We start from the raw sequence: 13,163 nt of genomic DNA, 5'->3' as shown, positions 1-13,163 counted from the left end.
GAGCACATCCTGTACTGGTCACACTGGCGTCGACGGCGCCAGCACCAAGCCCGCAACAGTCACTACAAGCAACGCGGGCACAGCCCCTGATCCTGGCCACCAGTCACGGCAAGCACCGTTGCAGTACTAAGCAGTGACGCGCCCCGGCCCCACAGATCGTCAAGGCGATCACGGCACGGTCCAGTTCCTCCGGGCCGGCGCCCAGCACGGCGCGCGCGACCACCGGAGACAGATGCACCTCCACGCACTTGATGTTCTCGCCCCGCGTACGAAGCTCGCTCAGCGCGAACCCGGCGACGAGGCTTCCCCGCCGCTGCCGGCCGGTGGCGTCGTCCACGACGAGCCAGCCCTCACCGAACTCCACAACCAGCGTGACGGCCGGATGCGGGACCGCCCGCAGATCAACCGGGCCCGTACCCCGGTCACGGAACCCGGCCATGCTGACACCCGACACACCCAGCCGGGCCGCGACGGCCGCGCGACATCCCACCCAGTCACAGCATCCTGCTCGTGCACGGTGGATCGCATCTCCCCATACTACGCGCCGAAGACCGCCGGAACATTTGTCCAAGAACCGGCGCGCGGGGACGGTGACAGTGGAGTCATGCATGCTGCCACAAGGCTTGAGAAACAGATCCGAACGGCGGAAAGGCGCGTCGCCGCCGCCTACGGACTGACGATGACCGAACACCCCATCATGCTCGAAGATCCGCCGGTCCGGCTACGCGCCCTGACCACCGGCTCGGGTACACCGGTGATCCACATCAACGGTCTCGCGGTTCCGGCCATGGGGTTCGCCCCCCTCATTGCCCAACTGCCCGGCCACCGCCACGTCCTGCTCGACCTGCCCGGGCACAGTCTCGCGCCGCCCTACCGCTGGCAGGGCCGACCCGTTCGCGACTTGGCGGTCCGGGTACTGACAGGAGCCCTGGACGCGCTCGGACTCCAGCATGCGGCCTTCGTCGGCAGTTCCCTGGGCGGCTTGTTCACCCTGTGGGCGGCGATCGACGCACCGGCTCGCATATCCCGGGCAGCGATCATCGGCACGCCCGCGACAGCACTGCCCACGATCCGCGGAACCGCTTCGATGGCGGCACTGGCCTCCCCGGTACGCGGCCCACTCGTCCAGTGGTCGATGCGACTGCCGTCGCCGAGGGCGCTGGCACGCGCGGCCCTCGCCGAGGCCATCGGAACCAACGCGGCGCACGGCATGACCAACGATCTGCTCGACCTGCACCGCCTCCCGCTCCGCCTGCCGGGGCAGGCAGCCTCCTACCGCGCGCTGCTACGCCGCCTGATGCACGGGCGCGCCGCACGCCGGGAGAACATCCTCACCGACACCGAACTGGCCGGTATCGCAGCGCCGCTGCACTTCATCTGGGGCGAACAGGACGTGTTCTGTTCCCCCCGACAGGGGCGGCCAAGCGTGGCGAAGATCCCCCAAGCCCAGTTGGCGGTCGTACCCGGCGGCCACAACCCATGGCTCGAAGACGCCGCCGGTTGCGCAACGCCGGTCCGCTCCCTCCTCACCGGCGCGCCGAAAACATGACACACAGATGGGGGCGGCGCCTGGGTGCCGTACGAGGCGTACCGCACCGCAGACGACCTCGTACACCGACAACGGAAGTCCCACGTTCCGGCGACGCGTTCTGACGACCAGACGTCTGCAGCCCGCTCGTCTGCCGTCTGCCGTCAGTCGTCCTGCCTCGAGACGTGTCAGCGGCCTTACCCGAATGGGTGTAGCTCCCTCTGAAAGAGCTACACCCATCTGCGGCCGTTCGTCTGCTGGGCGGGGGGTGCAGGGGCTGGTTCCTGTTCTGGCCGGGGGCCTCATTCTCCTGTGCTGTGGCCGAGACGGGAATGCGTCCTGGCCTTTGCCGGTATCGCCGCTGGTCTGGCTGGCTCGTTGGCCGGGTCGGTGTGGTCAGTCGAGGCGATGGTGGTCGAGGACGTGCTGGGCAGTGTGCAGGAGGGGCTGGTTGTGGCGGAAGGAGTGGGCGCGCAGGCGGGCTAGGGCGTCGTCGGGGGTGAGCTGGTATTTCTCGGCGAGGATGCCGGCGGCCGTGTGGACGGTGGGCGGGTAGCCCTGGGGGCCGCGCCGGGCAGTCCGGGGTGTTCGGGGCTGGTGAGTGAGCAGGTGGGGGTGTTCGTCCAGGGCGAGGAGAGCGAGGATGCGGGCGTAGGCGGTGGCACGTTCTGTCTGGGCCAGTGTGAAGGGGACGGGTTCGCAGCGGTAGAGGTCCATGGCGCCGATGGGCAGGGCGGCGAGGGGCAGGGGCAGTGCCAGGACGGCGCGGGTGCCTTGTTCGCAGGCGATGGGGGTGAAGGCGGGCCACCGGGCAGCAGTGTGGTGCAGGTCGGCGGCTGCGGCGGGGCGATTTTGGGCGTAGGCCTCGGTGCAGGGCCCTTCGCCGGTGACCAGCTGGGCATCCTCGACGAGCCGGGCACGTTCGTCGGTGGCCGCGGCCAGCAGGCGCAATTCTCCGGCGACGACGAGGGAGGCGCCGGCGAAGTCGGCGCCCACATCATCGGCGCAGGCCTGGCAGACTGTGGTGAGGCTGAAGCCGCCGGTGAGGCTGCTGGCGGCGATGCACTGCCATGCCGCGACGTGGTGATCGTTGTTCACGGGGTGTCCCTACAACGGGATGGGTGCCGAGCAGGTGGCGAAAGGGACACATCCTTCCGCCGGGGGCTGGGGCGGATACCGGACCGGTGCGGGCTGGAGGCTGGGTCAGGGGCGCTGGATGGCGGTGGTGTCCAGGGTGCCGTCGGTGACCTGCCGGCACAGCTGGGTCAGGGGCAGCTGGTGGGCGCGGGCGTGGCGGCGCAGGGCGTCGAAGGCGGTGTCGAAGTCGGTGTTCCAGCGTTCGGCGAGGATGCCCTTGGCCTGTTCGATGACGATGCGGCTGGAGAGGGCGGCCTTGAGCTGGGCGCGCTCGATGTTGGCGTGCACGAGGGTGCGGTGCTGCAGGATGGCGATGGTGGCCACATCGGCCAGCGCCTGCGCCACTCGTGCGTCGGTGTCGCTGAGCTGCTGCGCGCGGGTGTCGAAGAGGTTCAGTGCCCCGATCACCTGCTGGCGCAGCCGCATCGGCAGGGCGTGGGTGGTGGTGAAGTTCTCCTGGCGGGCGCGGGCGGCGAAGCGGGGGAAGGCGGCGGTCTGTGCGGGGGAGCTCAGATCGATGTTGAGGCGGGCGGTGCCGTTGCGGTGGCATTCCACGCAGGGGCCCTGGTTGGTCTGCAGGGCGAACAGTTCCAGCAGGCGGGTGTGCTCGTCGGAGGCGGCGATCAGGTGGAGCCTGCCGCTGGGGTCGGCGAGCATGACACCGACGGCCGTCACATCCAGCAGGGCGTTGCAGCGGTCGCACAGCTGGTGCAGAAAGTCGATCAGGTCGAAGTCGTCCACCAGGGTGTCGACGGCCTCGACCATGGCCGTCAGCAGGTGTTCCTCACGTGTCATGACCCTTCAGTCCCTTCGCCGGCAGCGGTGTCCGGCCCGTTATCATCATCTCGAAAGCTCAACCGTCTGGCCACCACGTCCCCGGCGACCTCGGCCACCGGACGCCCGTGGCGGAAGGCGTGGGCACGCAGCCGAAGCAGGGCCTGGGCCACGGGCACCCCCGCCTGCACGCTGACCATGCCGCTGGCCTGGTGGACGACCGCGTGGTAGAAGTCCGTGCCCTCCTCGGCGGCGGCGAAGGCGTCGCGCTGCGGGCCGCCCTCCAAGAGCGCGGCGGTCAGCGCGTCGGCCACCAGCCACGCATCGGTCGTCGCGGCGTCCGTAAGCGGGCCCGGCGCCGTACGCTGCAGGGTCAAGGTGCCCAGGCAGGCGCCCCCGACGGCCAGCGGGATGCAGAAGACCGCACCGATGCCCAGCGCCGCTATCTCGGGCAGCAGTACCGGCCACCGCCCGCCCGGCACCCGCGCCAGGTCCGGCACCAGCACCGGCGCACAGCTCACGCCCGCTTCGAGGCCCGGCCCCTGGCCGAGGGTGAACTGTGCTTCCTCCAGACGTGCGCTGACGCCATCGGAGCACCACACCACTTCACTCGGGCCACCGTCCGTGAGTATGGAGGCCGCGACGCCGTCCACGCCCAGGGCCCGGGCACACCGCTGCGCATCGGCGCCGACCAGGCCCGCATCGGCGGAGGAAGGGCGCAGGCGGGCCAGCACGGCGGCCAAGTCATGATCACCACTCACCGCTGCTCACCTCCCGGCACGGCCGTCCTCCTGCTGGAAGGACGGCCCTTGCGGGGCAGGGACGCACTCCCGGCGGGCCTTAAGTCTAGAGCGTACGGCCCTCAACAGTTCTGCGGGCACACAACACAGCCCCCGGATACTCGCAAGCCCGATGGATCGCCCGGCCGAGGCGTAGGGTGAAGGTGTAGCTGCCCGAAGGTGACGCGCTCGTCCACCATTTCTGACATTGGCTTCCGGTCAGGGCAGCGTCGGCGGTGAATGCCGGAGATCGGAACACCCTCATGTGTGCCCAGCGCACCGAACGCCCGCCCACCATCGCTCCGGACCCGAGGTGAGCGGGACCCGGGCACAGGCCGTCGCTCTGGCCGCCCGCTACGCCGGCCAGGACCACCCAGCCCGCCACCTGGGGCAGGCATGCCGCACCGCCCTGGACGACATCTACTCCGTGGGCCTGACACTGGCCGCCGACGCCGCCTTGGCCCAGCGGGTATCCCTGTGCGCCGCCGGCCCGCTGGCCGACCACGGCGAGAGACTGCAGATCAACCTCGGCGAAGGCCCCTGCGTCCAGGCCCTGAACCAGGGCACCGCGGTCCTCGCCGACAACCTCGACGACACCCATACCACGCGCCAGTGGCCCGTCTACGCGCAGCAAGCCAAGGCCCACCATATCCGCGCCGCCTTCGCCCTGCCCGCCCTCAACGGCCCCGTCCCCGCCCAGCAGGCCGGAATCGCCCTCACCCTCTACCGAGACCAGCCCGGCCCGCTCTCCGCAGCAGACCTGCACACCGCCCAGGTCCACACCGACGCCGCGGAACTGCTGCTCCTGGCCACCCCCCGGCCTGGCGACGACGACCTCACCGACGCCTGGTTCCTGCCCGCCGACGCCGTCGTCCACCAGGCCACCGGCATCATCAGCTACCGCCACACCCTCACCACCGGCCAGGCCCTCGCCCTCCTGCGCGCCCACGCCCACACCACCGACACCGACCTCACCACCCTCGCCCACGCCATCGTCCACGAAAACCTGCACCTGCCCGACCCACCCGACACCGGCCCCACCGACATCTGACAGACCTTCCCGATGACCTGAGTACGACGGGCCTTCGCCTCGGCGCGGTGAGACGACCCGTCTGAAGGTGATCAAGCGAGACACCAGGCGCAGCAACGCTGTGGGGCGCTCGCCGTGTACTCCGTGCACCTGATGTCCGCGAAGCCGCGGGCCGGCACACATCTGCCGCACCCCATCCGTGAAGAGAATCAGCACGGCCGAAGTCCGCTTTGCGCCGCCGGACCAGCGTACGCTCGACGGTATCCGTGAGATACCTCCGGCATCCCCATCACCATGCTGACGGTGGCATCCGGCGGCCTTGTCGAGGGAGGACAGGCCATGCCGCCGGCGGGTACTTCTCCGGCCCCGGGCAGCCGGTTCCCCACCTCATCGCGTACCGGCCCTGGCACCCGGACGACCACGATCAGCCACCGTGTGCAGCCTTGGGAGCCCGGCGCCGGGTGCACGGGGAAGAGGCTCAGCGTGCGCCTCCCCGCTTACACCGATGCACTGCTGCGCATCTGGCACACCGACAACCCACCGCCTGCGGCTGTCCGGCCAGATCGACCTGATTCACCAGACCGCGCTGATGGGCCACCTGCTCGCCGTCAATGGGGCGCCCGCCGATGTCACCGTGGACCTGCGCGAGGTGACGTTCATGAATTTCGCCGCCTGCACGCGCTGGTCTCCTACACCGAAAAGCTGGGGCCCGGCCGACGCCTGGCCCTCCACACCCGCACTCCGGTCGTCGGCCAGATGCTTGCGGGCCTGCGGCTGGTACCGGTCCGAACTTCCCCTGGCCCCCTGGAGAAGGCCAGCAATGAGTGATCCGCGATCGCCCTCCCGGCCCAGCGGTATACCCCACGAGCACCTCCTGCATCTCGAAGCGCGGATGGCCATGAGCATGAAGGGCGACCTGTCGTCCGATGATGGGGCTCCCCTCGTCTGCGATGTGGAGTTCACCGAGGGCCCGGTGTGAACTACCGCTACCTGACCCAGCACACCCTGACCGGCCAGTGGATCACCCAGGACATTCCCCTGACCGACGTGGAGTTCGGTGAAGAACTCAACGGACTCGGCCACCTCCGCGGCTCCCTACAACCGCACCTGGCCGTGCTGGTCCCGGGGCTCGCCAGTCCCGGGAACGGTCATCCTCTACGCCGAGCGCGACGGGTCTCCACCACGGCCCTGCTGCTTTCCCCGCCGCTGCCCGCGTCGTCGTGGTCAGCAGCGCGAGCGACGCCGCCGTCCTGGCGGCCGATGCCTGCGCGGAAGCCGGGCTGACGGTCCCGGAGCTTCCGGGGCCGCTCATCGCCGATCCGCTCGCGGTCCTCCCGCCCGGAGCCCGGGCCGTCAACCCGGTGGACACCACCGCCACCGTTCCCGGGACCCGGCACGGCGCCGTGGACGCCGTGCTCGTGACGCTGATCCCCATTGCCCTGTCCGCCGCGACCGGGGACGACCCGGCACGGGCCCTCGTCCCGCCGTCCGGGACCAGGCCCCGGCCGATCGCCACGGTTCTGCTCGACCAGGACGTTCCCCTACAGCTGCTCCAGGGCGGTGCCGCCGCCGTTCCGGCCTACGCCGATCCGACATCCGCCACACGGGCCCTCGCCCACGCCGTCTCCTCCGCCCACCGGCACGCCGAGCCCCTGGGCACGGCCCCGGCCCTGGAGGACATCGACAGCGAAGCGGCCGCCGCCCTCGTCGCGGACTTCCTCGCCCACAATCCCGAGGGCGGCTGGGCCGGGCCCCAACTGTGCGGGGCGCTGCTGGACGCGTACGGCACCCCCCAGTCGCCCTGGGAGTGGGCCACCGACGCCGACGCCGCAGTTGCTGCCGCCGAACGCGTGCTGGTGCCCGCCCAGGCGCCGTACCGGCTACGCCCCGACAGTCGCCTCGCGCCGTGGCTCCGTTCCCCCGCGCCCCCACTTCGGGATGGCCCGTTCGGTGCTCGGCTGAGGTCTCCCCGTCGAGGCGGCGCCGAAAAAAGCCTGCTCGGTTTGGTCTTGGCGTTGGTCCGTCGTTTTCGAGCCACACCGTCGTTCGTTCCGCGAATGTCTCAATTTTTCCCTCCAGCGGGTGGTGCAGTTGCCCGTGGTCGCGTACGCGTGGCCTGTTTCCTGCGTGATGCCGTTAAGTGTGAGTTCCGGACAGCCGACAAAACCGGTTGCACTGGCCAGAGCACGTTCATGCACCCGTATTCACGCAGTTGCACTGCCTGGATTCATGTTCTGCATCCAGTTCAGCCGACCTGCCGGCAGTGAACGGTCATGGCGGATTGCCGTCCCGGTCGTCTGAGCAGCACCGTTGCGGGAATACACGTGTACGGAGAATCTTTCTGTGGGACGGGCGCACCTGCGCCGTCTTGTCGGCATCGGTCGACGTACGCACACTCCGAATCGAGGGGGCTTTCTTGCCTGCCACCGAGTTCATCGAAAGGGTCGGCCTCAATGTGCCCGACCACCTCAACGCCAATGAATTCCTCTCCCTGGCACGGGAGAAAAGGATCGGGAAAGAACATCTGCAGCGGTTCGCGCTCGCCGAGTTCCAGTCGCAGGAAGCCGAGTTCACCGCTTACGGGCTGCTGTTGTCCCGGTTCCCGCACGAGGTACCCGGCGGGTTCTTCTCCTTCGTCGGTCACGAGCTGATGAAGGCGCGTCACCGGATGGTCAGCGGTCTGGCCCCTGCGCTGGGCATGTCGCCGGACGAGATGCGCCGCATGCCGCGGCTGGAACCGGTGCGGCGCTTCACGGAGTTCATTTCGTGGACGGCGCTGCATGCCGGAGCCGGGGAAGCAGCGCTGCTGGCCCGCACCGACTTCACCCTGTGGTGCAACACGTGCGCGGTCCTCGCCGACGTCCTGCGTGAGGCGCAGGACACGCCCACCGAGGCAGTGGCCTACATCGACGCCTACCGGGAGAACCCGCCGGAGGTGGCCGACGGCGTCCTGCAGGTGATCGAGTACGGCCTGGCGCATCACGAACCGGACGAGTGGATCACCCGGAGCGCGGTGCGGATGGAGCCGGCGCTTCGCGACTGGTGGAGAGCCGTGGCCACCGCCGGGTGATGGAGGCCACGACAATCGAAGCAACGGAAGGCGGGGCTGGTATGGGGCGACACGTCGGTGACGTCACGTTCGCCGCGGAAGACTTCACCCACTTCCGCAGCCGCTTGCGGCAGTGTCTGGAAACCCTGCCGCGTGTGATGGGCCATGGTGACTTCGGTGTGCTGCCCGCCATGGTCGGTGCGGAACTGGAGCTGTCTCTGGTGGATGCGAGCGGCCGTCCGGTCCCGGTGAGCACCGCCGTCCGCGCCGCGCTGGACGACGATCGGATCGCTTTGGAGGTGGCGCGGTCCAACGTCGAGGTGAACCTGACACCGGTCAACCTGGCGGGGCGGCCGTTCACCGCGCCGACCGGGGAGGCGGAGTCGATGCCGGCCCATATCACCGCGGTGTCGCTGCCTCAGTACGGGGCGCGGGCCGTGCCGATCGGTACCTTGCCCACGCTCCGGGCGGCGGACCTGACAGCGGGCGCCTTGACCCCGCAGCCGCGTTTTCACGCGCTGGAGGAGGCGTGGGCCAGGCGCCGGACTGCACCGTTTCTTGTGCGCGTAAGAGACGGGACACAGGGCTTCGTAGCGGCGGAGTCGGTGGCGGTGCAGGGGGCCGCGTGTTCCTGGCAGGTGCATCTGACGGTGCCGCCCCACCGGTTCTGCCGCACCTTCAACGCCGCCCAGGTGGCCAGTGGCCCCGCCCTGGCCGCAGCAGGCAACTCGCCCCTACCGTTCGGGGGTCGCGCGTGGCAGGAAGCACGTATTCCGTTGTACGAGCACGGCTTCGGTGACTGGCAGGGCACCGCGAGGCAATGGGCACGCCTTCCCCGCGTCGGCTTCGGCCACGCCTGGCTGCGCGGCGGGCCGTTGACCGCGTTCGAGGATGCGGTGCGCAACTACGATGTCCTGCTGCCCGCGCCCCGCAGTGCCGACAGCCGGCCAGGTGAGCCGTATCCGGCGTTGGAAGAACTGCGGCTGCACCTGAGCACGCTCTGGCCGTGGAACCGTCCGGTGTACGACCCGGCCGGAAACCTGCGGATCGAGTTCCGGGCTCTTCCCTCCGGGCCGACCCCGCTGGACATGGCGGCGAACACTGCCTTCCTGATCGGCCTGACCTACTGGCTGGCGGCAGAGGAACGTGATGTGGCGCAGTGCCTGCCGTTCGCCCACGCCAGAGCCAATTTCTACCGGGCCGCCCGCAATGGTCTGGACTGTGCCTTGTGGTGGCCGCCGTGTCCCGGGGAGGCCACCACTTGCGAACATCAGGCGGCCAGTCTCGTCAGGCGGCTTCTGCCGCAGGCTCGGGCAGGACTACGGCTCGCCGGCGTGGCCGCCGACGAGGCGGACGGGTTCTTGCACCTGCTGGAGTGCCGGGTGGCATCAGGCCGGACAGGCGCATGGTGGCAGCAACGCGCCCACGAAAGCCTGGGTGACCGCACCGGCCAGGCCGCCGGTCCTCGCGAGCTGGGGGAGCTGACCGAGCGTTATGCGCGGCTGGCGGAGCACAGGGCCCCTGTCCACACCTGGAATCTTCCCTCAGACGTCCGACGGAGACCGTGATGTACCAGAGCGCGCCCCCAGCTACGGACCTACAGGTCGACTTCCCCTTCGACTACGCCGCCTTCGTCGCGGGTGACCGGCGCGCGGGACGGCTGCCCGACGAGGCTCTGGGTGCGCGGGTCGCGGTCATCGGGGCCGGCGGCAGCGGTCTGACGGCGGCCTATGAGCTGATGCGGGCAGGATGCCACCCCGTACTGTACGAGGCCGAGTGCAGTACGGACGGGCCCGGCGGGCGCCGTCTGGGCGGGCGTATGGACAGCCGGCGCCTTGCCGATACGGACAGTGCCGTCGTCGAACTGGGCTGTATGCGGTTTCCCGACTCCGCTGCGCTGGTGCGCCAGTACGCGCGCACGTTCGGGGTACGGCTTTGTCCTTTCCGCGACAACTACGTTCCCGAGGTGACCCCGGTGACCGTGCTGGACGTCGACGGCCGGCAGTACCCCGCCCAGCAGATCACCGACCTCTACGCCCTTCATGACGGCTTCCGGATCGCACACACCCGCTGGCAGGACGCGCTGACGCGCATCGGTCTGTTCCAGCTTCAGCGGGATGTCGCCGCACGGGACCTGGGCGCCGTACGGCGGCGCTGGTGCGACCTGACGGCACGCTTCGAGCAGTGGTCGTTCTACCGTTTCCTGCGCGACGCCGCAGGCGCGGGACTCTCCCACGAGCAGGCCAGGCTCCTGGGCACCGCTGGTGTGGGGCCGGTCGCCTGGGACTGTTTCTTCGACCTCAGCATCGTGGAGATCCTACGGATGCTGCTGTGCACCGAAGGAGGCACCCAGCTCTACGCCCCCCAGGGCATCAGCCGCCTCGCCGAAGGATTCTGGGCCCATCGCACCCCCACCGCGCAGGGGCGCATCCGCAGCCTCGAAACGCTCAACCACGGCGCCCTGCGGCCCGCCGTTCGCACGCTGGACGTCACCGCGGACGCCGCCGGGGGCGTCGTGGCGCACAGTGAGGACGGCCGCAGCGAACACTTCGCCGCCGCCGTGTTCACCCCGCAACTGCGCCTGCTGGAGACGGGCATGGAGCTTCGCTCCACCGATGCCGGGACTCCGGCCCTGGGGCCCCGGATGTGGCGGGCCGTACGCCGGCTGCACTACTTCCAGTCCGCCAAGACCGTGCTCGTCACCCGACGCCCGTTCTGGGCAGGCACCTCGCTGGACGGTGTCACCCTCACCGACCGGCTGCCCCGCGCCTCCTACACTCTCGACTACGGACCCGCCCCCGGCCCCGGGGGCCGCCGGGCCGTGCTGGACCTCAGCTTCACCTGGGCCCAGGACGCGATGAAGATCGCACCGTTCACTGTGCAGGAACGGGTCGCCCTGTTCGTCCGCGACTTGGCCGCCATCCATCCCGAAGCGGCACCGGACCTGCGCGCGCACGCGGCCGCCGACCCGGCGGTCACCGTCTCCTGGGAGGACAGAAGGAATTTCCAGGGGCTGTGCCGCTTCTCCTGGCCGGGCGACCACCCCTACCAGCGTGACCTGTTCTGCCATTTCATGAAGGACTTCACCGGCACACCGGCTGTGCCGGGCGAACCTGCCAACGCCCTGTTCCTGGCCGGCGACGACACCTCTTGGTCCCCGGGCTGGCTCGATCACGCCCTGGCCTCGGGCCTCAACGCCGCCTGGGGCGTCCTGCGCCAGCTCGGCGCCCGCAGCGAGCCGGGCAACCCGGGTCCCGGCGACGTCTGGAACGACCCCCGCTACTTGCCGATCACCGTGCCCTGACCACAGCGCACCCCGCCCCGCCGGCCTCGTCCCGCCGCCCGACCCCGGCTCAATCCGTTCTGGCCCTTCCGGAGGCACCATGCCCGCATTCCCCGGCCGAGACCTCCTGCTGCGGCCCGACCGCATCTGGGACGCCGTTCAGGACGGCCCCGTCGAGGAACAAGCCGTCCTGGTACGTGACGGCCGCATCGCAGCAGTCGGCCACCACCTCACCGCCACAGCGCAGACGGACACGGTGGCCGTGCCCGGCTGCACCCTCATGCCCGGCTTCATCGACTGCCACGTCCACCTTCTGGACGAGGCCGCCGAGCAAGCACCATCGGCCTACCAGGCCCTCACCGCCGTCCCCGCCCTGCGCACCCTGCTGCACCAGGGCTTCACCACCGTGCGCGACCTGGGCAGCGCCCATTTGCCCCTGAACGTCTCACTGCGCCGGGCGGTGGAGGACGCCCTGATCGAAGGCCCTCGCATCATCGCCGCACCGAACATCCTCTCCCCGCCCGGCGGACACGGCGACAAAGCACCCGAACTCGCCCAGCGCTACGGACACCAGATCGGCACCCTCGCTCACGGGGAGCACGAGCTGCGCCGCGCGGTACGCGAACAGTCCCGGGCCGGCGCCGACTGGATCAAATTCGCCGGCAGCGGCGGCTTCACCTCAGCGGTCGCCAGCCCCGACAGCACCTCCTACACCCACGCAGAGATGCACGCCATCACCGCCACCGCCGACGACCTGGGCCTGCCGTGCGCCACCCACGCCCTGAGCGACCGCGCCGTACGGCGCGCCGTCGCCGCCGGCGTGCGCAGCGTGGAACACGGCTACTTCGCCACTGCCACGACCTACCGGACCATGAAGGAGGCGGGCACCTTCCTCGTGCCCACCCAGTACGTACAGACCTATTTCCTCGACCGGCTCGACGACGACAGCTTCTGGACCAGCGGTACCGCCGCGATGCGCCGCAACTACCGGTCCCACGCCGAGCACCTGCGCGAAGGGCTGCAAAGACCCGCGCGAACCGAGGTCACCATGGCCTTCGGCACGGACGCCGGGCTGTTCCCCTACGCCGACAACTGGCGCGAGTTCCCCACCCTGGTCGCCAACGGGTTCTCCTCCCTGCGCGTCCTTCGCTCGGCGACCAGCACCGCAGCCGCCCTGCTCAAACGCCCGGACCTGGGCACCCTCACGCCCGACGCGGCTGCGGATCTCGTCGCGGTGGAAGGCAACCCTTTCCACGACATCACCGCCACCGGCCGCATCCGCTGCGTCATCCAGAACGGCCACCTCATCACCGCGCACCCCACCACGTCATGACACGTCAGGTACCGCGCGGGACGTGTTCTCACCGGCCCGGCCTCCCCGCCCTTCGGCTTCAAGGCTCCGCTCCGGGCCGATGCGTGTCTCATCGGCCGAGCAGGCCGGTAAGAGGTCGACGGGCAACGGGAGCGGCGGCAGATGCAGCCGTACCCGCCCTGGCACCAGATGCACCGGCCGGGGGCATCTGCGTGGCCTGCGCGGGACCGTGCCCACTGCCGGGCAGGCTGTTGCCGCCGGAGTCCGAGTG

The 13,163-nt window shown here is 70.1% G+C and carries 12 protein-coding genes; 8 read left to right on the top strand and 4 right to left on the bottom strand.

What is annotated here, in order from left to right; genetic code table 11:
- Nucleotides 1-103 precede the first annotated feature (103 nt).
- On the bottom strand, nucleotides 104-490 hold the full coding sequence (locus tag ACZ4QV_RS34495) for a hypothetical protein (protein WP_361620186.1): 387 nt from the start codon (nucleotides 488-490) through the stop codon (nucleotides 104-106).
- Between the two features lie 189 nt (nucleotides 491-679).
- Between ACZ4QV_RS34495 and ACZ4QV_RS34490 the strand changes: the two genes are divergently transcribed.
- Nucleotides 680-1,549, top strand: coding sequence for an alpha/beta fold hydrolase (locus ACZ4QV_RS34490; RefSeq protein ID WP_361635930.1), 870 nt, complete (start codon nucleotides 680-682; stop codon nucleotides 1,547-1,549).
- A gap of 375 nt (nucleotides 1,550-1,924) precedes the next feature.
- On the opposite strand, the gene ACZ4QV_RS34485 is transcribed toward ACZ4QV_RS34490, so the two are convergent.
- The 3 genes from ACZ4QV_RS34485 to ACZ4QV_RS34475 all read right to left on the bottom strand — a co-directional run bounded on the left by ACZ4QV_RS34485 (nucleotide 1,925) and on the right by ACZ4QV_RS34475 (nucleotide 4,200).
- Complete coding sequence (locus ACZ4QV_RS34485) at nucleotides 1,925-2,626, bottom strand: ANTAR domain-containing protein (RefSeq protein WP_361592339.1); 702 nt, start codon at nucleotides 2,624-2,626, stop codon at nucleotides 1,925-1,927.
- A 105-nt stretch (nucleotides 2,627-2,731) separates the two neighbouring features.
- A complete protein-coding gene (locus ACZ4QV_RS34480) occupies nucleotides 2,732-3,460 on the bottom strand; it encodes an ANTAR domain-containing protein (protein ID WP_361592337.1) in 729 nt (242 codons plus the stop codon).
- Nucleotides 3,457-4,200: a GAF and ANTAR domain-containing protein gene (locus tag ACZ4QV_RS34475; protein WP_361592335.1), complete on the bottom strand. Its 744-nt coding sequence runs from the start codon at nucleotides 4,198-4,200 to the stop codon at nucleotides 3,457-3,459. Before ACZ4QV_RS34475 ends, ACZ4QV_RS34480 begins: the two co-directional genes overlap by 4 nt.
- Nucleotides 4,201-4,531: 331 nt before the next feature.
- On the opposite strand from ACZ4QV_RS34475, the gene ACZ4QV_RS34470 reads away from it, so the two are divergent.
- From ACZ4QV_RS34470 to ACZ4QV_RS34440, 7 genes are all read left to right on the top strand, one after another.
- The gene (locus ACZ4QV_RS34470; protein ID WP_361592333.1) at nucleotides 4,532-5,269 is read left to right on the top strand and encodes a GAF domain-containing protein; all 738 of its coding nucleotides are present in this window, start codon (nucleotides 4,532-4,534) and stop codon (nucleotides 5,267-5,269) included.
- Nucleotides 5,270-6,068: 799 nt separating this feature from the next.
- Nucleotides 6,069-6,227, top strand: a complete 159-nt coding sequence (locus ACZ4QV_RS34465) for a hypothetical protein (protein ID WP_361635938.1) — start codon at nucleotides 6,069-6,071, stop codon at nucleotides 6,225-6,227.
- A gap of 241 nt (nucleotides 6,228-6,468) precedes the next feature.
- On the top strand, nucleotides 6,469-7,515 hold the full coding sequence (locus ACZ4QV_RS34460) for a hypothetical protein (RefSeq protein WP_361635941.1): 1,047 nt from the start codon (nucleotides 6,469-6,471) through the stop codon (nucleotides 7,513-7,515).
- Nucleotides 7,516-7,664: 149 nt separating this feature from the next.
- On the top strand, nucleotides 7,665-8,318 hold the full coding sequence (locus ACZ4QV_RS34455) for a hypothetical protein (protein ID WP_361153882.1): 654 nt from the start codon (nucleotides 7,665-7,667) through the stop codon (nucleotides 8,316-8,318).
- Nucleotides 8,318-9,865 (top strand): glutamate-cysteine ligase family protein, encoded by a 1,548-nt coding sequence (locus tag ACZ4QV_RS34450; RefSeq protein ID WP_361635944.1) that lies wholly within the window; start codon nucleotides 8,318-8,320, stop codon nucleotides 9,863-9,865. The genes ACZ4QV_RS34455 and ACZ4QV_RS34450 overlap by 1 nt, the downstream gene beginning before the upstream one ends.
- Nucleotides 9,865-11,601, top strand: coding sequence for a flavin monoamine oxidase family protein (locus tag ACZ4QV_RS34445; protein ID WP_361635947.1), 1,737 nt, complete (start codon nucleotides 9,865-9,867; stop codon nucleotides 11,599-11,601). The genes ACZ4QV_RS34450 and ACZ4QV_RS34445 overlap by 1 nt, the downstream gene beginning before the upstream one ends.
- A gap of 79 nt (nucleotides 11,602-11,680) precedes the next feature.
- Entirely contained in the window at nucleotides 11,681-12,913 is a 1,233-nt protein-coding gene (locus tag ACZ4QV_RS34440) for a metal-dependent hydrolase family protein (protein ID WP_361635950.1), read from the top strand.
- Nucleotides 12,914-13,163: the final 250 nt, after the last annotated feature.

The sequence above is a fragment of the Streptomyces sp. NPDC026394 genome (genome assembly GCF_055567735.1).
This window is presented reverse-complemented; position numbering and strand designations above follow the sequence as displayed.

What these genes read in the sequence shown, in the direction of transcription:
- ACZ4QV_RS34490 (WP_361635930.1), top strand. Translation starts at nt 680, where the DNA reads ATGACCGAACACCCCATCATGCTCGAAGATCCGCCGGTCCGGCTACGC.
- ACZ4QV_RS34480 (WP_361592337.1), bottom strand. Translation starts at nt 3,460, where the DNA reads ATGACACGTGAGGAACACCTGCTGACGGCCATGGTCGAGGCCGTCGAC.
- ACZ4QV_RS34465 (WP_361635938.1), top strand. Translation starts at nt 6,069, where the DNA reads ATGAGTGATCCGCGATCGCCCTCCCGGCCCAGCGGTATACCCCACGAG.
- ACZ4QV_RS34450 (WP_361635944.1), top strand. Translation starts at nt 8,318, where the DNA reads ATGGAGGCCACGACAATCGAAGCAACGGAAGGCGGGGCTGGTATGGGG.
- ACZ4QV_RS34445 (WP_361635947.1), top strand. Translation starts at nt 9,865, where the DNA reads ATGTACCAGAGCGCGCCCCCAGCTACGGACCTACAGGTCGACTTCCCC.
- ACZ4QV_RS34440 (WP_361635950.1), top strand. Translation starts at nt 11,681, where the DNA reads ATGCCCGCATTCCCCGGCCGAGACCTCCTGCTGCGGCCCGACCGCATC.